The organism is Lentzea sp. NBRC 105346, assembly GCF_030269605.1.
Classification (GTDB): Bacteria; Actinomycetota; Actinomycetes; order Mycobacteriales; family Pseudonocardiaceae; genus Lentzea.
Map to the genome: position 1 here is coordinate 480357 of NZ_BSTQ01000003.1, position 19856 is coordinate 500212.

At 68.8% G+C, this 19856-nt stretch carries 19 protein-coding genes; 4 read left to right on the forward strand and 15 right to left on the reverse strand.

The genetic code is table 11. The features are described from left to right. Window positions 1-8: 8 nt before the first annotated feature. Complete coding sequence (locus tag QSK35_RS09700; protein WP_285744377.1) at window positions 9-1022, forward strand: quinone-dependent dihydroorotate dehydrogenase; 1014 nt, start codon at window positions 9-11, stop codon at window positions 1020-1022. On the opposite strand, the gene QSK35_RS09705 is transcribed toward QSK35_RS09700, so the two are convergent. The 10 genes from QSK35_RS09705 to QSK35_RS09750 all read right to left on the reverse strand — a co-directional run bounded on the left by QSK35_RS09705 (window position 1006) and on the right by QSK35_RS09750 (window position 11239). Continuing rightward, window positions 1006-2232 carry a glycosyltransferase family 2 protein gene (locus QSK35_RS09705; RefSeq protein ID WP_285744379.1) on the reverse strand — a complete coding sequence of 409 codons (1227 nt, stop codon included), beginning with the start codon at window positions 2230-2232 and terminating at the stop codon, window positions 1006-1008. The genes QSK35_RS09700 and QSK35_RS09705 overlap by 17 nt on opposite strands. 184 nt (window positions 2233-2416) lie before the next feature. Then, window positions 2417-3658 (reverse strand): uracil-xanthine permease family protein, encoded by a 1242-nt coding sequence (locus QSK35_RS09710; protein WP_352243555.1) that lies wholly within the window; start codon window positions 3656-3658, stop codon window positions 2417-2419. Window positions 3659-3840: 182 nt separating this feature from the next. Then, complete coding sequence (gene pspM, locus QSK35_RS09715) at window positions 3841-4644, reverse strand: phage shock envelope stress response protein PspM (protein WP_285744497.1); 804 nt, start codon at window positions 4642-4644, stop codon at window positions 3841-3843. A gap of 17 nt (window positions 4645-4661) precedes the next feature. Further along, window positions 4662-5501: a PspA/IM30 family protein gene (locus QSK35_RS09720; protein ID WP_285744382.1), complete on the reverse strand. Its 840-nt coding sequence runs from the start codon at window positions 5499-5501 to the stop codon at window positions 4662-4664. A gap of 870 nt (window positions 5502-6371) precedes the next feature. Next, complete coding sequence (locus QSK35_RS09725) at window positions 6372-6782, reverse strand: helix-turn-helix domain-containing protein (protein WP_285744384.1); 411 nt, start codon at window positions 6780-6782, stop codon at window positions 6372-6374. A gap of 105 nt (window positions 6783-6887) precedes the next feature. Then, on the reverse strand, window positions 6888-7361 hold the full coding sequence (locus QSK35_RS09730; protein WP_285744386.1) for a CinA family protein: 474 nt from the start codon (window positions 7359-7361) through the stop codon (window positions 6888-6890). Next, on the reverse strand, window positions 7358-7921 hold the full coding sequence (pgsA, locus tag QSK35_RS09735) for a CDP-diacylglycerol--glycerol-3-phosphate 3-phosphatidyltransferase (RefSeq protein WP_285744388.1): 564 nt from the start codon (window positions 7919-7921) through the stop codon (window positions 7358-7360). The genes QSK35_RS09730 and pgsA overlap by 4 nt, the downstream gene beginning before the upstream one ends. Then, a complete protein-coding gene (gene rimO, locus QSK35_RS09740) occupies window positions 7918-9318 on the reverse strand; it encodes a 30S ribosomal protein S12 methylthiotransferase RimO (RefSeq protein WP_285744390.1) in 1401 nt (466 codons plus the stop codon). The genes pgsA and rimO overlap by 4 nt, the downstream gene beginning before the upstream one ends. Window positions 9319-9357: 39 nt before the next feature. Then, the gene (locus QSK35_RS09745) at window positions 9358-9963 is read right to left on the reverse strand and encodes an RloB family protein (protein WP_352243558.1); all 606 of its coding nucleotides are present in this window, start codon (window positions 9961-9963) and stop codon (window positions 9358-9360) included. Then, the gene (locus QSK35_RS09750; protein WP_285744394.1) at window positions 9893-11239 is read right to left on the reverse strand and encodes an AAA family ATPase; all 1347 of its coding nucleotides are present in this window, start codon (window positions 11237-11239) and stop codon (window positions 9893-9895) included. Before QSK35_RS09750 ends, QSK35_RS09745 begins: the two co-directional genes overlap by 71 nt. Before the next feature lie 145 nt (window positions 11240-11384). Between QSK35_RS09750 and QSK35_RS09755 the strand changes: the two genes are divergently transcribed. The 3 genes from QSK35_RS09755 (at window position 11385) to QSK35_RS09765 (ending at window position 13382) form a co-directional block, all read left to right on the forward strand. Then, window positions 11385-11882 carry an amino-acid N-acetyltransferase gene (locus QSK35_RS09755; protein ID WP_285744396.1) on the forward strand — a complete coding sequence of 166 codons (498 nt, stop codon included), beginning with the start codon at window positions 11385-11387 and terminating at the stop codon, window positions 11880-11882. A 55-nt stretch (window positions 11883-11937) separates the two neighbouring features. After that, the gene (locus tag QSK35_RS09760; protein ID WP_285744398.1) at window positions 11938-12768 is read left to right on the forward strand and encodes a MerR family transcriptional regulator; all 831 of its coding nucleotides are present in this window, start codon (window positions 11938-11940) and stop codon (window positions 12766-12768) included. 149 nt (window positions 12769-12917) lie between these two features. After that, window positions 12918-13382: a phospholipase gene (locus QSK35_RS09765; RefSeq protein ID WP_285744400.1), complete on the forward strand. Its 465-nt coding sequence runs from the start codon at window positions 12918-12920 to the stop codon at window positions 13380-13382. A 59-nt stretch (window positions 13383-13441) separates the two neighbouring features. Here the strand turns inward: QSK35_RS09765 and QSK35_RS09770 are convergent, their stop codons facing one another. From QSK35_RS09770 to QSK35_RS09790, 5 genes are read right to left on the reverse strand one after another with little or no spacing between them, the layout of a single operon-like run. Beyond that, window positions 13442-14473 carry a ketoacyl-ACP synthase III family protein gene (locus QSK35_RS09770; protein ID WP_285744401.1) on the reverse strand — a complete coding sequence of 344 codons (1032 nt, stop codon included), beginning with the start codon at window positions 14471-14473 and terminating at the stop codon, window positions 13442-13444. After that, the gene (locus QSK35_RS09775; RefSeq protein WP_285744403.1) at window positions 14470-15090 is read right to left on the reverse strand and encodes a nucleoside/nucleotide kinase family protein; all 621 of its coding nucleotides are present in this window, start codon (window positions 15088-15090) and stop codon (window positions 14470-14472) included. The genes QSK35_RS09770 and QSK35_RS09775 overlap by 4 nt, the downstream gene beginning before the upstream one ends. Then, on the reverse strand, window positions 15087-16229 hold the full coding sequence (locus QSK35_RS09780; protein ID WP_285744405.1) for a nucleotidyltransferase domain-containing protein: 1143 nt from the start codon (window positions 16227-16229) through the stop codon (window positions 15087-15089). The genes QSK35_RS09775 and QSK35_RS09780 overlap by 4 nt, the downstream gene beginning before the upstream one ends. Further along, window positions 16223-17335 (reverse strand): cytochrome P450, encoded by a 1113-nt coding sequence (locus tag QSK35_RS09785; protein ID WP_285744407.1) that lies wholly within the window; start codon window positions 17333-17335, stop codon window positions 16223-16225. The genes QSK35_RS09780 and QSK35_RS09785 overlap by 7 nt, the downstream gene beginning before the upstream one ends. After that, window positions 17328-19856: a PEP/pyruvate-binding domain-containing protein gene (locus QSK35_RS09790; protein WP_285744409.1), complete on the reverse strand. Its 2529-nt coding sequence runs from the start codon at window positions 19854-19856 to the stop codon at window positions 17328-17330. Before QSK35_RS09790 ends, QSK35_RS09785 begins: the two co-directional genes overlap by 8 nt.

A 19856-nucleotide genomic window follows, 5' to 3' on the forward strand; every position in this document is an offset into this window, starting at 1 on the left:
TGCTGCGTGTGGTCTACAAGCAGGTGGTTCGCAAGGCGTTGTTCCGCCTGCACGGTGGTGATGCCGAACGGGTGCACGAGACGACCCTGAAGGCGTTGCGCTCGCTCAGCCCGCTGATGCGGTTCAGCACGGCCGGGGGCAACGAGCGCACGGTGTTCGGCATCCGCTTCCCCAACCCCGTCGGACTCGCCGCCGGCCTGGACAAGGACGGCCGCGCGCTGCCCGCGTGGGCCGCGCTGGGGTTCGGGTTCGTCGAGGTCGGCACGGTGACGTGGCACCCGCAGCCGGGCAACCCGAAGCCGCGCCTGTTCCGGTTGCGCGACAGCGAAGCGATCATCAACCGGATGGGCTTCAACAACGCCGGTTCCCAGGCGCTCGCCGACCGGCTGGACGGTCTCAAGCTCAAGGCGCCGCTGGGCATCTCGCTCGGAAAGTCCAAGGTCACCCCGGTCGAGGAGGCCGTCGAGGACTACCGGCAGTCGCTCAAGGCGCTCTACCGGTTCGGTGACTACTTCGCGATCAACGTCAGCTCCCCCAACACGCCCGGTCTGCGCAGCCTGCAGGACAAGGGCGCGCTGGACGAGCTGCTCGGCGAGCTCGTCGCCACGGCGTCCGATCTCGCCGCCGGGCAGGCGCGCAAGCCGATCCTGGTCAAGATCGCGCCCGACCTCACCGAGCCCGCGATCGGCGAGGTCCTGGACGTGTGCGCCGCGCACGGCATCGACGGCCTGATCGCCACCAACACCACGCTGAGCCGCGACGGCCTGCGTCCGGCGGACCAGGCGCTCGCCGGCGAGGCGGGCGGGCTGAGCGGGCGGCCGCTGACCGAACGCGCGCGCGAGGTCGTGCGGTTCGTCAGCAAGGAGACCGGCGGCAAGCTGCCGATCATCGGGGTCGGCGGGATCTTCTCCCCGGACGACGCCAAGGCCATGCTCGACGCGGGCGCCAGCCTGCTGCAGATCTACACCGGGTTCATCTACGAGGGTCCCGGCCTGGTGAAACGGATCAACCGGGAACTGTGACGCCGGTGCGTTCGACGTGCTCCCAGCGGCTCGCCGGGCGGTGCTGGCGCAGGAACGTCGCCACCGAGCGCAGCACGGCCGAGAAGTCGACCACGACGATCACCATGAGCAGCGGGTAGGCGAACGGCGCGAGCGCCAGCAGGATCGCCTTGTCCCCCAACGCCTCCGTGCGATCGCCGAGCACGGTGAACAGCGCGACGCCGGTGTAGACCGCGCACAGCAGCCCGACGCCGACGAACCAGCCCGTGCGCGCGGTCGCGCTGATCACCACGTACAGGAAGAGCGGCTCCAGCAGCACCAGCACCTCGCCGGCCGCGGTGTAGGGCAGGTGCAGCCACGACAGCAGGCGTGAGTGCTGCGGCCGCCGGCTGAAGAACAGCGAGCGGTGCTTCGCGAACGCCTGCAGCCGCCCGAACTTCCACCGGAACCGTTGCCGCATCAGGCCGCGGAACGACGGCACGCCCTCGGTCCACGCGACGACGTCGGCAGCGAACACGATGCGCCACTGGATGTTCCCGACGCGTTCGAGGATCTTCATCGAGAAGTCGATGTCCTCGGTCATCGTGTCGGTGTCGAACAGCCCGCACCGCCGGACGATCTCCGTGCGGAACGCCGAGCCGACGCCGCCGATCACGTACTCGCAGTTGAACACCGTGTAGCCCTGCTTGAGCCGGTGCACGACCGCGTACTCGAGCCGTTGCACCCACCCGAGCACGCCGCGCGGCGCCAGGATCTTGACGTTCGCGGCGGCCGCCAGCACGCGGGGATCGGCGAAGTGGGCGACCATCCGCTCGACGGCGTACCGGGTGACCATCGAGTCGGCGTCGAGCACCATCAGCAGGCCGTCGCCGACGTGGGCGACGCCCGTGTTGATCGCCGCGGCCTTGCCCGCGTTCGGCTGGCTGACGACGGTGAGCCGGGGGTCGGTGACCTCGCCGAGCACCGCGAGCGTGCGGTCGCTCGATCCGTCGTCCACGACGATCACGCGGACGTCGTCGTAGGAGCTGTTGAGCACCGACCGGACGGCGCGCACGACGCACAGCTCCTCGTTGTACGCGGGGATGACGACCCACACGCTCGGCCGGTAGCCCGGTGCCGGCTCGGCCTTCGAGAGCGACAGGTCGTAGAGGTCCGCCGCGACGAGGACGACGCAGATGCGGCTGACGCCGATGATGGCCAGCGTCACCATCAGCACGCTCAGGAGGTTCACGAGCGTGTCCTGCGCTGGCGCAGCAGCCGGATCCTAGACGCCGTCAGACTGCTCACAATGATCACGCACGCGGTGATCAGCACCATGTAGTACGCCGCCAACATCCAAACCCTCCTGATTCCACTTGCGTTGCTCAGGGGGGATCGGCCGGGCAGTTCATTTGCAAAACCACACGATGGTGTGCTCAGGACGGGCGTAATGCGGCCCGCAGCCAGCGCAGCACCGGGTGCAGGATCACGATCAGCAACGAGCCCCAGACCAGGCCGCCCATCTCCAGCGTGCCGATCCTGAGGGTCAGGTCGCCGACACCGGCGATGAGCGCCGCGCCGCCGACCATGGCGTTCGTCGGGTTGGTGAGGTCGACGCGGGCGTTCGTCCAGATCCGCATGCCGATCAGCGCGATGAGGCCGTAGAGGACCAGCGTGAGGCCGCCGAGCACGCCCGGCGGAATGGTGCCGAGCAACGCCGTGAACTTCGGTGAGAACGACAGCAGGATCGTGAAGCCGGCGGCGAACGCGTAGGCGGCCGTCGAGTACACCTTCGTGACGGCCATGACGCCGATGTTCTCGGAGTACGTGGTCGTGCCGCTGCCGCCGCCCAGCCCGGCCAGCGTCGTCGACAGGCCGTTGGCGATGATCGAGTCGCCGATGCTGCCGTCGAGGTTGCGACCGGTCAGCGCGGAGACGGCCTTCACGTGGCCGACGTTCTCGGCGACCAGCACGATCACCACGGGCAGCACGAGCAGCACGACGGACGGGCGCAACTCCGGGCGCTGCAACTGCGGCAGCCCGATCCAGGCGGCCTCGCGCAGGGCGTCCAGCCGCGAGTCGTCGATCTGGCCGAACACGAACGCGCCCGCCCACACGGCGGCCACCCCGAGCAGGACCGACAGGCGGAACAGCAGGCCGCGGCCGAGTACCCCGCAGATCAGCACCAGTCCGGTCGTCACCGCGGCGAGCAGCGGCTGCTTGGAGAACTGGTCGGTCGAGGTGTGCGAGAGGTTCAGCCCGATGAGGATCACCACGGCACCGGTGACGACCGGCGGCATCACGGACTCGAGCATCCGCACGCCGAGCGCCTTCACCGCGATCCCGACGACGATCACCAGCAGGCCGGCGGCGAGCACGCCGCCGAGCTGGGCGGCGGTGCCCTGTTCGCGGGCGGCGGCGAGCGGGGCGACGAACGCGAACGACGAGCCGAGGTAGCTGGGCACGCGGTTCTTGGTGATCACCAGGAACAGCAGGGTGCCGATGCCGGAGAAGAAGAGGGTCGTGGCGACGGGAAGGCCGGTGGCGACCGGGACGAGCACGGTGGCGCCGAACATGGCGACCAGGTGCTGCACGCCGAACCCGATGGTGAGCGGCCAGCTCAGCCGCTCTTGCGGTGCGACGGTTTCACTGTCGGTGATCCGACCGTCTCCGTGCACGGTCCACAACGCCAACGCAATGCCTCCCGGCAAACCCAGCCGGACCAGCCCCAGCCCGACTCAGGGATCCTGCCACGCCATGTAGTGACTACGGCTAGATAACGGTCTGATAATCACACGATAGACGTAGCGATATCCAGCGCCGATCGAACCTTTTGCCAAAGTTGGCTACGGTATGTGACTCAGAACGCTGTGTAACCGGAGATGTCGCGCATGGCGGAGGCCAGGCCGGCCAGGTGATCGGTGGCGTCGTCGAGCAGAGCCCGAGGGTTCTGCGCGGTGCTGGCGGCCAGCGCGCTGCCCGCCGCCGCGACCAGGGCGCAGTAGCCGTCGACGCCGTCCGCGAGCCGGGCCCGCAGGTTCCGGACGCCGTCGATCAACGGCCCGCGTTCCAGCGGCGGAGCGGTGTTGCGAGCGCGTTCGACGGCCTGCAGCTGCGCCGAGACCGCGCGGATCGCGTGCGACGCCTGTGCGGCGGTCTCGCGGGCGTGCTGGACGCTCGCGGTGGGCATGGAGGTGAGCGCTGACGAGTCCAGCTGTCGCAATAACTCCGCCAGGGTGTCCTCGGCGTTGTGCAGCTGTTCCATCGGCACGCGCGCCGCGGAGATGTGCGGCGGCAGCGGCGGCCGGGCCGGCGCCATGGTCAGCTCCAGGCGCTGCCGCGCGGCGGTGAGCTGCCGCATCTTCTGCCCGGTGCGGATCGCCAGCACGCCGGTCACGCCGGCGCCGATCGTGCCGAAGACGCCGAACGCCTCCCCCAGCACACCGGTGAACCCGAACACCGCGAGCGTGCCGAAGATCGTGATCCAGATCGACCACAACGTCAGCACGGCACTGAGCCGCTGCCGCTTGCGCTCGATCTTGCGCCGCGGGTCGTTCCAAGCGACGATCCGCTCCCTGACCTGCTCGGCGAGTGGATGCCCCCGGAGCTGGGCGCTGACCAGGTCGACGATCTCGTCGGCGCGTCGTCTCCGGGGCTCCATCATCACGTCGAGGCTCCTGATCAGTTCTGGGCGGGCGGTGCCTGCTGCTGCGTCTTCTGCTCCTGCGCGACGCGCTGCTGGATCTCGGCCTGAATGCTCGCCGCGGCGCTGTTCGAACCGGCGGTCACCTGCGGAGTGGCACCACCCATGGACGCGCGGATCTGCTCCAGCCGTGACGCACCCGCCATAGCGGTCGTCGACTGCTGCACCTCGAGCATGCGGCCCTGCACCGAGTTACCCGCGAGCTCAGCGGCGCCCACCGCGGTCGCGTACCGCTTCTCGATCTTGTCGCGAACCTCTTCCAGCGACGGGACGTTGCCCGGCGCGGCGAGCTCGGTCATCGACCGCAGCGACGCGGAGACCTGCTCCTGCATCTTCGCCTGCTCCAGCTGGCTGAGCAGCTTCGTGCGCTCGGCGAGCTTCTGCTGCAGCACCATGGCGTTGCGCTCGACCGCCTGCTTGGCCTGCGCGGCCGCCTGCAGCGACTGGTCGTGCAGCGTCTTCAGGTCCTCGATGCCCTGCTCGGCCGTGACCAGCTGCGTAGCGAAGCTCTGCGCCGCGTTCTCGAACTGCTGCGCCTTCTGCTCGTCGCCCTTGGAGCGGGCCTCGTCGGCCAGCACGAGCGCCTGCCGTGCGGACGCCTGCAGCTTCTCGACCTCGCCGAGCTGGCGGTTCAGCTTCATCTCCAGCTGACGCTGGTTGCCGATGACGGCGGCGGCCTGCTGGGACAACGCCTGGTGCTGGCGCTGGGCCTCTTCGATGGCCTGCTGGATCTGCACCTTCGGGTCGGCGTGCTCATCGATTTTGGACGAGAACGCCGCCATGAGGTACTTCCAGGCCTTCACGAACGGGTTGGCCATCTCCTACGCCTGCCTTCTAGGTGCCGGGTGTTGGAACCATCGTCTCAATTGTGCGGCCGTGCTTCCACCAAGCCGGGGAGATATCCGGGATGCCCCTGAGTCCGCCCCGACTTTCGAATGCACGACCCTTCGACGCCAATCCTGCCCTCGTCGTTGCGCCCGCGTGCCGCAACGCGGCGTGACGTGGCCAACCCGTTGCCTGAGGACTCGCGCGCACCAGGGCGGGATTGTCGGACTCTGGCGCTACGGTCGGCTGGGGGTGTGTCGGCGCGCAGGCGAGTTGAGCTGCCCCCGTATCCAGGCTAGCGAGGGGGACCGACAACCGGCTGGGTTGAGGATTCGCGGGTCTGGGTTGAGGACTCGCATGCACGATGCGCGAAGCGCGAGCCACGGGAACGTGGGACTCGGGGCGCGGGAACGTGGGACTCGCGGGCCGCGAACTTACGACTCGCGATGCGGAGCGAGCGAGCCCCCACCCGCGCGCCAGCGCAGGAAACCAGCTGGTGGTGGGCCCCTCCCGTCGCATCGCAGGCGAAGCCCTGCCGCATCCGAGACCCCAGGTCAAGCACGCTTTTCGCTTGACCTGGGGTCTCGGATGTGGCTGCCTCAGGTGCGATGCGACGGGAGGGGCACACCACCCCAACGCAACCCACTACGAAAAGAAGGCACGGCTGGGCCCCTCTTTGAGCTGAGCCGGGGTCCGGGGCGGAGCCCCGAGCAGTAAAGGCGACCACGCACGAAACCGGCAGCCAAGGAAAGTCAGCGCGTCACCCAACGCAACCCACCACGGAAGCCGCCGCGTCAACACAAACGCAAGCCGACATGCGAAACAGCCCGCAGGTCACCCCACGGGCTGCTCAACCCAGCACATCAGGCGACAAGGACCGCCTTGGACGACTGCCCGATAGACGTCGAGAGCCGGTGACTGAGCACAGGCTGCAGACGCAGGTCGGACAGATCGTCGGAGATCATCGCGGGCAGCACCCGGCCACCCTCCAGCTTCCCTGTGGCCGTGGCGGTCTCAGGCAGCGTGTCCGGCGTCTGCGACACGGCGCCGATGTCGGACGCGACCTTGTGCAGTAACTCGGACAGTGGCAGGTCCAGCGCTTCGCAGATGGCGGCCAGCAGTTCGCTGGACGCCTCCTTGCGGCCACGTTCCACTTCAGACAGGTACCCCAGGCTGACACGGGCGGTCCGAGAGACCTCGCGCAGCGTGCGGCGTTGGGTTGTGCGAGCGTGGCGGAGCCGATCACCGATCGCCTCGCGTAGCAGCACGGTCATCGCGCGCCTCCTTCCGGCCGGCCGTGCCCCTACGTTACCGATCGACTCCGACAACGGGCAGTGACTTCAGAACACGTCCGCCAAGGGCGAACGTGCGGGGCGGGCTCAATGTTCCCCGCCGCCGGTCACCGGCAGGTTGTCCGCCAGCAGGAGCAGTGCGTTTTCGACCGCTTTCGAACGTACCTCGTGCCGGTCGCCACGCACAGTGATGGTCCGCACACACGATACGCCGGGTCCCACTAGGGCGATGTGCACGGTTCCAGGTGAGACGCCGTCCTGCGGATCCGGGCCCGCCACGCCCGTCAGGCCGAGGCCCCATGTGGCACCGCAGCGGTCGCGCGCCCCCGCAGCCAGCTGCCGCGCGACCTCGGGGTGCACCGCGCCATGCGAATCCAACAAGTCGAGATCGACACCAGCCAGGGTGTGCTTCAACGACGTCGCGTACACGATCAGGCCGCCGCGCACCACGGCCGACGAGCCCGGGATCTTGGTCAGCTCCGCGCACACCAGGCCCGCGGTGAGCGACTCAGCGGTCGCGACCGTCTCGCCGCGCGAGCGAAGCAGCTCGACTACGTTCACGCCGCGGCCCGCAGGCGCACCGCGCGGACCACGTAGTCGATGCCGGTGACGACGGTCAGGACGACCGCGGCCGCCATGGTCACCCAGGCCAGCAGCTCGACGGGGCCGGTGAGCGGCAGCAGGAACAGGCCGATCGCGACGATCTGCAGCAGGGTCTTGGCCTTGCCGCCGGGGCTGGCGGCGATCACGCCGTACCTGATCACCCAGAACCGCAGGAACGTCACGCCCCACTCGCGCACCAGGATCACGATGGTGATCCACCACGGCACCACGCCGAGCACGCTCAGCCCGACCAGCGCGGAGCCCGTGAGGGCCTTGTCCGCGATCGGGTCGGCGATCTTGCCGAAGTCGGTGATGAGCTTGTACTTGCGGGCCAGGTTGCCGTCGACGTGGTCGGTGACGCTCGCGACGGCGAAGATTCCGAACGCCACCAGGCGCCAGAACGTGTCGTGCCCGCCGTTGGTGAACAACGCGACCAGGAAGACCGGCACGAGCACCAGCCGCGACACCGTGAGGATGTTCGCGACGTTGAGCAGCGGAACCTTCCTGGCCTCGGTCACCTCGGCACTACCTCGAGAGCTGTGACGACCAGGTCCACGCCCTCGGAGGCGTCCACGCGGCAACGGACCAGGTCGCCGATCTGCAGGTGCGAACCTTCGAGCACCACGCACTCGCCGTCGACCTCGGGCGCCTGGTGCGCGGCGCGGCCGACGCAGTCGTTCTCGTCGTCCTCTTCCTGCTCGATGAGGACCACGACCTCAGTCCCGACGCGGTCCTCGGCGCGCTGCGCGGTCAGCTCCTCGACCAGGTTGCCGATCCGGGTGACGCGCTCGGCGACGGTGTCCGCGTCGAGCTTGCCCTCGTACCCCTCGGCCTCGGTGCCGTCCTCGTCCGAGTAACCGAACACGCCGACCGCGTCGAGCCGCGCCTCCGTGAGGAACCGCTCCAGCTCGGCGAGGTCGTCCTCGGTCTCGCCGGGGAAACCGACAATCACGTTGGATCGGATACCCGCTTCGGGCGCGTGTTCCCGGATCTGCTCGACCAGCTTGAGGAAGCTGTCGGTGTTGCCGAACCGCCGCATCCTGCGCAGCACCGGCTCGCTGGAGTGCTGGAACGACATGTCGAAGTAGTCCGCGACGCCCTCGGTGCGGGCGATGGCCGCGACCAGACCGGGCTTCGTCTCCGCGGGCTGCAGGTAGCTGACCCGCACGCGGTCGATGCCGGGGATGGCGGCGAGGCGCGGCAGGAGCTGCTCCAGCCCGCCCAGCTCGCGCGGCAGGTCCTTGCCGTAGGACGTCGAGTTCTCGCTGACGAGGAACAGCTCGCGCACGCCGTTGTCCGCCAGCCACATCGCCTCGGCGACGACCTCGTCGGGATGCCGGCTGACGAACGCGCCGCGGAAGCTCGGGATCGCGCAGAACGAGCACCGCCGGTCACAACCCGACGCGATCTTCAACGGCGCCACGGGCGCGTCGTCGAGGCGCGTGCGCATGACCCGCGGGCCCCAGCCGTGGCCCGGCACCGGTGTCTCGGACTTCTGCCGCTCGACCGGTGTGATCGGCAGCAGCGTCCGGCGGTCGACCGGCACGTGCGACTCAATGGTCTTGCCGTGCAGCACGTCCTCGAGGCGTTCGGCCAGGTCCGGGTAGTGGTCGAACCCGAGCACGGCGCTCGCCTCGGGCAGGCTCTCGGCCAGTTCCTTGCCGTACCGCTCGGCCATGCAGCCGACCGCGACGACCTTCGCGTCGGTGTCGCTGGCGGCGAGCAGCGTGTCGACCGAGTCCTTCTTGGCGGACTCGACGAAGCCGCAGGTGTTGACCACCACGACGTCGGCGCCTTCGTCCACCAGCTCCCAGCCGCCCGCGGAGAGCCGCCCGGCCAGTTCCTCGGAGTCGACCTCGTTGCGGGCACAGCCCAGGGTCAGCAGCGACACGCGTCGCGGGGTGGGAGAAGACACGGTGCTCAGCGTAACCGGGAGGCCGCCGAGCCCTGGAATTCACCGGCTCAGGAGGTTCTCGACCAGCCTCCAGACGCCCGTGGACGGGTTGCCCGGCTCGTCCAGCGCCTTGGCCCGTTCGACCGCCGCCTCCACGCCTGCTTCGAACACCGCGAAATCGAGCTTCTTGTCGTAGCCAGGCACATGCTTGCCAAGCAGGGCGCAAGCTGCCTTCCCGTCCTTGACGAAGGCTTTGTGGTCGACGTGGTGCAGCAGAAGCCAGACCTCGAAGCAGGGGTTCGAGACCGCCAGCTCGATGCCGGACTGCGCCGCGAGCCGCGTCGCCGCGTCGATGTCGAAATGGTCCACGTCCACCACGCACCATGCCGCGTCGTACTCGTCCTTGCTGAACACACTCTTCGCGTACTTGACCAGGTTTTCGGGCGAGTCCGCCTTCACCCTCACCTTGAGGCGGGCTTGCCGAGATATGCGCAGGCCGGCGAAGTAGTCCGGCTCGGTCCGCTGTCCGCCGCACACCACAAGCACATGACCTGGGCGTTGTGGACGCGGTTGCCCTTTGCGGTTCTGCGCGTTCTCACGCCTCGGCATCAATCCCCCGGACAGCTGCAGCGAACCGGTCCTCGAACAAATTGGGGACCGCTCCATAGCGACCGGCGAGATACCGTCGCTGCACGTTGTCCTCGCTGCGAGGTTTGAAGTCGGTCAACGGGTAGAGCGAGCTCGCACCCTTTTCATCCTTCTCTACGAACCACACCTCGTCCCTCGCTAGGACTTCCTCTCCGAACGGAGCGTGCAGCAAGGTCGCATCATGCGTCGTGAAGATCAGCTGACCGCCTGCGGTATTCGTGGCTTCGTCGTTGAAGAGGGCGATCAGACGCAGCGCCAGGAGCGGGTGCAAGCTGGCGTCGATCTCATCGATGACGAGGACGCCACCTTCGTGCAGCACCGGCAGCACGGTCGGCAACAAGCCCAACCAAGATCGTGTACCCGCCGATTCCTCATCGAACTCGAACGTTTCGTTCTCGCCGTGCAAGAGTCGCACACGACGACGCTTCCGCTCGAATTCGAGAATGGCGATCTCCAATTGGAGCGCCGCTTCGCTCAATCGAAGGTCGACATTAAATGGGCGACGATCGACTACGCCCGTGCCACTGCGCGGAGCCGCCTCCGCAATCAACTCCGAATGAACCCGTTCGGCACGCTTGATTTCTGGAGCTGATTCAACGCCGCCTACAATAATGCCAGATATCCCGAAGTCCGCCGCGCGGAGTAGCTCAACCAGTTGCTCATGATAGTCAGTACGAGCCGCAATGAAGTGGCCAATTTGATGTTCGGCCATGTGCAGGTCGCCGTCAACGCGAAAGTGCAGCCCGTTGACAAACCATCGATAGACCGGCATCACCTGTGCGACATTGGATTGCGCCGCCAAGCTGACCAACAGGGAGTTGGGCCGCAGCAGTCCGGCAAGGACTTCCAGCTTCGCTTTGAGTTCCGAATCGGTGCTGCCGAACTTGATCTCGTCGGCCGACCGCTCGAACAGGATTCGCTTCCGCTTCTCCGGGTAGCTGTACAGCCACTCCTCACGGACACGCGTGTCGTCGACCTCGAAGCCGTAGGTGTACCGAACGCCGGCCTCGATGAACTCCGCCACGAACACGGACGGCTCAGCGAGCGCAGCCGCGTCCAGCTTGAACGGGCGGCGCGGCACCCCACCATCCGGTCGCCACGACGCGAACGAGTCACGGACGGCCGACGCCATGAACCGCAGCCCGTCGAGCAGGTTGGACTTGCCCGAGGCGTTGGCGCCGTAGACAGCCGCCACCGGCAGCGCCAGACGATCCTTCGCGTACGCGGGCATGAGCAACAACTCGTGCTCGTCACGGAACGAGCGGTGGTTGCCGAGCCGGAAGCTCCGCAGCACGTCTAAACACCTCCAACCGGATACCTTTGCACCGTTCTGTGCAAGTAAACCGCACGGACCGACCCCAAGCTGCCGTTGCGGTTCAGTTTCCACGATCTAGAACACCCTGGAATCGTGCCAGTCAGGCGGGAGCTACTTTGATCCGGTGAGTGGCGTAGTCGTGCGACGGGCCCGCACCAGCGACGTGCGGGCGATGAAGGCCCTGATCGACCAGTACGCGGGCAAGGTCCTCCTGGCCAAGCCCCTGGTCACGCTGTACGAGGACGTGCAGGAGTTCTGGGTCGCGGAGGAACACGGCGAGCTGCTGGGGTGTGGCGCACTGCACGTGCTGTGGGAGGACCTGGCCGAGATCAGGTCGGTCGCCGTCTCCCCCGTCTCGCTGGGCCGGGGCGTCGGGCACAAGGTGGTGTCCAAGCTCGTCGACATCGCCCGCGAGCTGGAGCTGAAGCGGATCTTCGTGCTGACGTTCGAGACCAAGTTCTTCGGCAAGCACGGGTTCGTGGAGATCGAGGGCACGCCGGTGTCGCACGAGGTCTACGAGGAGATCATGCGCTCACGCGACGAAGGTGTCGCCGAGTTCCTCGACCTCTCGTACGTCAAGCCGAACACGTTCGGCAACTCACGCATGTTGCTCGAACTCTAAGAGTAAATACTCGAATAGTCTTGACTCTAAGAAACCCGGCCAGCATGATCACCGGGTGACCATTGACGAGCTGGCGACACGGACCGGGCTGCCGAGCAGCACGATCCGCATGTACCAGACCAAGGGCGTGCTGCACCCGCCGCGCAGGCAGGGGCGCGTGGCGATCTACGACGCCACCCACGTCGAACGGCTCACGCTCGTGCAACGGCTGCAGAACCGCGGGTTCTCGCTGCCTGCCATCGCCGAACTGGTCGAGGCACGGGAGAAGGGCGCGAGCGTCGCCGAGGTGCTCGGCGTCGGCGACACCGAGGGGCCCGACGACTGGGTACGGGTGAAGGTCAAGGACGTCACCGGCCTTATCCCGATCGGCGACATGCGGCCGGCGATCCTGCTCAGGGCGATGCGCCTGGGCCTCGTGCGGTGGCGGTACGGCTGGCCGCACGCGCGGCGGTGGGCGCTGGAGTCCGGCAAACGGCTGGCGCACCTCGCCGTGCCGAGCGACGACGTGATGGACAACTTCGCGCGGCTGAAGAAGGCCACCGACGGCATCGCCGACGACTTCGTGCGGCTGTTCGAGGAACGGTTCTGGCCGCAGCTCGCCAAGCAGGCCGGCGACGAGGACCAGCTGGAGCACGTCCGGGCGTTGCTCGTCGAACTGACCTACACCGCCGAGACGGCCGTGCTCGGCACACTAAGAGAGTCCATTCGCGACGCCGCGGAACGGTTCGCGCGCAAGCACGAACTGTTGCCCAGCGACGACTTCCAGCCCGTGTGGGCCGACCAGCCGGTGCCCGCGATCGCGGAGACGCTGCTGGAGAACAAGCCCGACGAGTTCCCGACCGAGCCGGAGATCGAACGGTTCCTGGCGCGCGGGGACGACGACTGATCTCGCGCCCGCCCGAGCCGGTCTGAGGGGTACGGCTCGCGCGGGCGCGGCTGTCTGATGTGGTCAGAGATTCACCCGAAGTTGTCTACCGGAGCTCCGACAGGAGGCGATACAAAGATCGTGACCCTGCACACATGGGAGGTTTTCCTGTGTCATCACCCCTGCGCAGCACGATCGCCGCGAGCGCGGCCTCGGTAGCACTGATCTTCGGAACCGGCACGGCCCAGGCCGTGAACATCCCGGCCGTCACGGACCAGTACCTGTTCTCGACGTCCCTGTCCGGCTTCGAGACCGCCCGCGCCCAGCAGCCGTACAACGGCCAGCTCGACTGGTCGAGCGACGGCTGCTCGTACTCGCCCGACAGCCCGTTCGGGTTCAAGTTCTTACCGTCGTGTCACCGGCACGACTTCGGTTACCGCAACTACAAGCGCCAGAGCCGGTTCACCGAGTCGAACCGGCTGCGGATCGACAACAACTTCAAGTCCGACATGTACAACGCGTGCGGCGGCAACTGGGCGTGCAAGCGCACCGCGGACGTCTACTACGCCGCGGTCCGCAAGTTCGGCGGCACCAGCACGTCCACGGCGGACGCCGTCACCACCTACACCCGCTAGAAGTACCGTTAAGGCCACCTTCACTGCGTCTGACGCAGTGAAGGTGGCCTTAACGGTGGTCACACGATTTCGAGGACGGCGCAGGCCAGGGTTACACCTACGCCGTTGCCGAGCATGAGGATGCGGTCACCCGAGCTCAGCTGACGGGTTTCCAGCAGGTGGTGGAGCGCCGCGAAGTGGTCGCTGGCACCGAGGTGGCCGACGCCCCGGCCGAACTCCAGGACACCGAGCGACGGATCGATGCCCAGCGGGTCGAGGACACTGCGAATGTAGGGCTCGCCGCCGCTGAACACGTGCGTGACGCGGGTGACGTCGGCCGCGCTGATGCCGGCCTCCTCCAGCGTCCGCTTGGCCAGCTGCGTCCGTGCCTCGGTGATCTCGGCCCTGGCCCGCCGGACGACGGCGGGGGCACGCCGGGTGAACTCGGCGATGCGGGCGCCGATGCGGACCGGTTCGCCGATCGTGCACTGCGGCGGGTACAGCGGCACGTCGCCGCGGTACATCTCCTCGAACTCCGGCAGCGACGCCGAGCCGACGGCCAGCACCCTTGCGAACCCCGTGCGCCGCGACAGCACGACCGCGGTGCCCGCGTCACCGAAGATCGAGAGCCGGTTGGTGCCCGCGCCCGCCGCGTAGCGCCAGCGGTCCATCTGCGGACCGCTGAAGTTGTCCGCACAGGAGATCAACGCGGCCGAACGGTCCGAAGTGGACAGATAGCAGTACGCGATCTCCATGGCGCTCAACGCCGCCGTGCACGTTCCCCGCACCTCGATCGCGGGGGCGGTGCCGCCGATCGTGTGCCGCTGCACGTAGGTCGGGGCGATCCAGCCCTCCAGCCCTTGGTGGTACGTGCACGCGTGCACGACGATGGCGAAGTCGTCACCCGACAGCCCCGATCGCTCGACGGCCTGCCGCGCGGCCAGCACCGCCAGGTCCGGCGCGGACAACGAGCCGGCGACCGCGGCCCCGGTCCACCCGCTGGCCTCGCATTCCTCCGCCGAGTACCAGCCCTCGCGCACCGCTGATGAAACCGGCGTCACCGCGGGCAGGTGCAGCCCCAGTCCCGCGAGGAAAAGCCCGTCGGTCCTCATCCGGGCACCACCTCGAAACACGCCGAGACGTCGTCCAGCACGAGATCCAGCGGCCGCCGTGCGTCGATCTCGACCCAGCCGTGCCGGGCCGACCAGCGGTCGAGTACCCGGTGGATCTCGCGCTGGTGCGCCAGGAAGCTCTCCCGCGACCGGCTCATGTCCATGCCGCACTCGTACGGCAGCACGTCACCGCCCTTGCGCAGCCACGCGGTCTCCGGATCGGACCGCAGGTAGATCACCAGGTCCGACGGCGGCAGCCCCGCCGTCACCGCCTCCACCCACGCGGGGTCCGCCCCGTACGCGATCTCGCTCGCCGCGTGCTTGACCCAGTAACCGTCGAGCAGCAGCACCGAGTCCGGGTCCCAGCCCGAGGAGTTGTCGGTGATCGCCATGACCGACGCCCACACCAGGAACAACAGCCGGGGCGTACTGGACATCCGCGCCGCGCACGACCGCACGACGCGCGTGTCGTCCACCAGGCACGAGGCGGTGGGATAGTCCTGGTTTCCTACGATGTCCCAGCGGTCGACCAGCCGCGCGGGCACCCGTTCCCGCAAAGCCGCGGTCACCGTGGACTTTCCGACGCCATCGGCGCCGACGATGCTCACCATCCTCACGCGGCACCACCGACAGCCGCCTTGGGGTGCACGCTGAACTGCGGGGCCCTGCGGATGAACAGCTTGCCCTGCGCGGCGGGCTGGGCGGGGCGGACCGCGCCGAACCGGACGAGCTGCGCGACGGCGTCCGCGGCCTCCTCGAGACCGATGTCCGGCACGGAGTTCACGACCTCGGCCAGCGGCCTGCCGTCGAGCCCGCCCCACAGCCGGACCACGCACTCCGAGACCTCGAACCCGTCCTCCGGCCCGATCAACGCCCAGCCGTCGGCGAAGCGCAACGGCGTGAAGTAGACGTTGCGCAACGGGCCGGGCGCGTACGGCGGCCACTCCCCCGGCGGCGCGGGCAGTGTGCCGGGCAGCCCCTCCCAGCCGTCGGTCGCGCACCACGCGAGCAGGACCGCGGCCGCGTTGAGGCGTTGCGCGGTGAGCCAGCCCACCTTGTTACGCGGCACGTTCTGGTTGTTGAGCCAGAACACGAGGTCACACCACGCCCCCAGCTCCCGCGTGCGGGCAAGCCTGCGGAACAGGAACTTCGGCCCGACGTAGAGATCACCGGACGCGGCCAGCGCGGCCTCGCACGCCGACTCCAGCGCGAGCGCCGACGCGCTGACCGCGGTCAGCAGGTCGCCCGTGGCCAACGCACCGGAGACGTCCTCGGCGTAGGCCGAGGCGACGTTTCCGTTGCGCACCATGAGAATCTGCCGCACCACGTTCGCGTCGAGGCGAGCGAGCTCCTCGGCCCAGGCGGGCGACACGAGCAGCCGCTGCCCACCAGCCAGGCGGACCAGCGAGTTCAGGGTCTTCACGTGGATCGCGGCCTGCGACCGGTCCGCTCCCGTCGTCCGGTACACGTCCGCGATGGCCACCAGCTCGCGCACCTTGGCCGCGCTCAACGGGTTCACGTGCACCGGAATGCCCCGGTGCTCGTGCACCACCTCCGCGGCCGGCAGGTCGGGCCCCACTACGTACAGGTCGATGTCGGACGTGCCGTGCCCGAGACCGACCGCGAGACTGCCCGCGAGGAAGGCCAGCTCGACGTCCGCGAGCTGTTCGGTGACCACGACCCGCGCCGCCTCGATCTGCGCGTCGGTGAACCCGACGTCGTCGGGCGCCCATGAGCGCACGGATTCCGTCAGCACGGCTTACCCCATTCGACCGGCAACTCCCACAACCCGCGCACGAACATTCCCCTTCTCCACGTCAACCGATGCTCCGGCACGGCGAAACGCATGTCGCCGAGCACGTCGAGCAGGCGGCCGATGCCGACCTGCAGTTCCACTCGCGCCAGGTGCGCGCCGAGACAGTGGTGCCGTCCGTGTCCGAACGCGACGTGCGGGTTCGGCGCCCGGTCCGGCACGATCCGGTCCGGCTCGGGGAACACCGCGCCGTCCCGGTTCGCGGCGTCGATGACCGGCACGACCGCCTGGCCCGCACGCACCACGACGTCGCCCAGCGGCACGTCCGCCAGCGCCACGTGCGGCGGACCACCGGTGGACATGAACGACGTCCACCGCAGCATCTCCTCGACCAGTGCGGGCAGATCCGCTCGTGCCGCCGTCATCAGCGACGGATCGCGCAGCAGCAGATACAGGCAGATCGCGAGCTGGTTGCCGGTCGTCTCATAACCGGCGATGAACATGCCCGCCCCGAGCGCGACGAGCTCCTCGCGGTCCAGATCCGATCCGTCGATCAACAGCTCACCCGCGTCGACCAGCCGCGCGAAGTACTCGTGCATGCGCCGATGTGCGCCGGCGACCTGCTCGGCGGGAAACCGCGACGTCGACATCATCGCGTCGCCCCACTCCCGCAAGGCGGCCATGTCCCGCTCGGGCACGCCGAGCATCCGGCACATCACGATCATCGGGAACGGCATCGCGAACTCGTTCACCAGATCCGCCGGCGAGCTCAGTTTCGCCAGCAGTTCGTCGGCGATCGCCGTGAGCTCGGGCCGCATGCGTTCCGCGTGCCGCGCGGTGAAGGCGGCCGTGACCGCCCGCCTTCTCCGCGTGTGGTCCGGCGGATCACTCGCCACGAGCGCGAGGGACCGGCGTTCACGGGCGAACAACGCGGGCCCGGCGAAGGCCTCGCGGCTGAACCTCGGGTCGGCCAGCACGGTGCGCACGTCCTCGTACTTCGTCACGAGCAGCGCCTCCCGGTCGCCGCGCAAGGTGACCGTCCTGGGTGGACGGTCGTACTCGACGGGCGGTAACAGGCAAGGACGTTCGGGGAACGGGAAGTCAGGCATCGAGCCACACCGTCCCCGCGCCGCCGTCGACCTCGACCTGATCACCAGTCTTGATCAACCGGGTGGCGCCCTCGACGCCCACGACGGTCGGGATGCCGAGCATCCGCCCGGTGATCGCCGTGTGCGACACGGGACTGCCGCGCTCCACCACCATCGCGGTCGCCGTCAGCATCAGGAACAGCCACCCCGGATCGGTCTCCCGCGCGACCAGGACCTTGCCGTCGCACGACACACCGGGCGCGGCCGGGTCGAGCACGACCCGCGCCTCACCGCGCACGCGTCCGCTGCTCGACGCGATGCCCCGCAAGGACTTCACGCCGTCGAGCGGTCCGGAGCTCACACCGCGGTGCGCGGGCAGGGCATTCGCCACACAGGCACCCGCCTCGGTGGTGAAGTGCGGGGGCAACGGCAGGTGTTCGCCCTCCAGCGCCATCTCCCACGCGCGGTGCGCCGCGAGGCCGCGGAGATCCTCACCGATCAGGGTGCCGTCGAAGGCCCCGAGCACCTCGTCCACCGTCAGGTGAACGACCTCCGATGCGTCGTCGAGCCGTTGCCCGGCCGCGAGCATCCCGCCCAGCCGCCACAGGATCTGCCGGGACCGGCCGTACAGCTCGCTGCGGCAGAACCTGGCGTCCTCCCTGGCCTTCACCAGACCGCGCAGCACTCGGGTCACCACCCGCACGGCGGCACGACGAAGCGGTCCGCGCACGGTCTCCCGCAAACGTTCGCGCGCCTGGCGGTACGCCGCCTTCTCGTCGGCGACGCTGCCCGCGACCGTCATCCTCGCGGTGATCAGCGGGCGCAGCGTGGTCAGCAACAGCCAGGGCTGTTGCCTCGGCGTGAGGGTCTCCAGCTTGAGGTCGTGCACCGTGCGGTCGCCGTACCGGCGCAGGTGCTCGCTGAACGCCGCCCGCTCGGCTTCGCCGTATCCGCCGTCCATGAGCATCGCCCACACCCGACGCTCGTCGAGCGCCAGCACATCGCAGCAGAGCCGCGGGTTGGCGCGCACCAGCTCGGACAGCGCGATGGCGGACCGCAGCGCGCGCAACGAGCGGTTCTCCGGGCCGCCGCTCAGCAGGCCGATCATCAGTTCCGGCGCGACGAGGCGCTCCGCGATCGCCAGCAGCACCAACGCGAAGTAGCTGTTGACGATCGTGACGCCCCACCGTCGCCCGGCCTCGGCCCACATCGTCCGGTAGGTCCGGACCAGTGTCTCGGCATCACCGTCGCACTGCTGTTCCGCGGCGAAGCCGTCCCACCAGCGAAGGAAGGCGCGATGCGCCAACGGGTGGCGGATCGCGAGCAGTGCCAGGCGCGGCAACGAACGCAGCAGGTCCCGCGGCCGCACGCGGTGCGCCCCACCGGGATCGCTGATGCCGAGCGACCGTTCCCACGTCGGGCGCAGGAAACCGAAGCCGGGTAACCGATCGTGCAACGCGTGCCACGAGTCGAGGCGGTAGTACACGCGGTGGTCGAGCAACGCGATCATGCGCCGCAGGTGGTGTTCGTTGGCGCGCAACACCGGGGCCGGCACGCCCATCCTGCGGTAGAAGTCGGCGAACGTCTCCCGGTAGAACACCTGCGCCTGCGAGAACGTCAGCGCACACGTCAGTCCGGGGAAGCTCTCGGTCACGTTGTGGTTCGTCCACTCCGCCCGCTCGGCGGGCAGCACCACGGGACGCGCCTGCAGCAGGTGGATCATCCCGTCGGCGGTGATCGTGCCCTCGATGTCCTGCGGTGCGCCGAAATACGCCGCCACGTCGCGGGCGAGCTCACTGATCCGCACCGCCGTCGCGTCGGTCAGCACCGGCGGATCCCGCAGTTCCGCGGGCACCTCGGCCGGCAGCGAACCGTGCCCGACCATCCGGGTCTTGCGCACGATCTCGGCGCGAACACCGTTCTCGTCGACGTAGAAGTGGTCGATGTCGGCCCGCTCCGCGACCACGCCCTCACCGATGCCGTGCGCCGCGGCGATGACGCACCGGTCGCCGCCGTCGCGCGGATCCCGGCTGAAGGCGACGAACGAACGCAGCCCAAGCACCATGCGTTGCACGCCCACGGCGACGCGCGCGGACCGCGGATCGATGCCCCGGTGGGTCCGGTAGAGCACCGCCTCCGGGTTGAACGCCGACGCCCAGCAGTCCGCGATGCGCCCCGGTACATCCTCCCGCCGCACGTACAGGAAACTGTCGGAAAGCCCGGCGAACGGATCGCGAGCGCTGTCCTCGCCCCCGCCATCGGAGTCGGCGACCACGCACGCGCGCACCGCGACCAGGCCGTCGGGACCGGCCAGCTCGTCGAACCGTTCGAGCACCGCTCGCACCAGCTCGGCCGGCACACCGGCCGCCCGAATGCCGTCCGCGTCGGGTGTCCTCGCGACCGCTTCGTCGAAAGCCTCGACCGGCACGCAGAAGAACTCCGGCACCGGGAATCCCGCGCGCCGCAACACTTCCTGCCGGGCGAACTTGTGGCCGACGCGGGTCGGGTCGACCAGCGCGTCGCCATCCAGAACGAGGTCCAC

Excerpts from the sequence above, each read along its gene's own strand:
- pspM (WP_285744497.1), bottom strand. The coding sequence starts at position 4,644 with ATGATGGAGCCCCGGAGACGACGCGCCGACGAGATCGTCGACCTGGTC.
- QSK35_RS09720 (WP_285744382.1), bottom strand. The coding sequence starts at position 5,501 with ATGGCCAACCCGTTCGTGAAGGCCTGGAAGTACCTCATGGCGGCGTTC.
- QSK35_RS09725 (WP_285744384.1), bottom strand. The coding sequence starts at position 6,782 with ATGACCGTGCTGCTACGCGAGGCGATCGGTGATCGGCTCCGCCACGCT.
- QSK35_RS09745 (WP_352243558.1), bottom strand. The coding sequence starts at position 9,963 with ATGGAGCGGTCCCCAATTTGTTCGAGGACCGGTTCGCTGCAGCTGTCC.
- QSK35_RS09770 (WP_285744401.1), bottom strand. The coding sequence starts at position 14,473 with ATGAGGACCGACGGGCTTTTCCTCGCGGGACTGGGGCTGCACCTGCCC.
- QSK35_RS09785 (WP_285744407.1), bottom strand. The coding sequence starts at position 17,335 with ATGCCTGACTTCCCGTTCCCCGAACGTCCTTGCCTGTTACCGCCCGTC.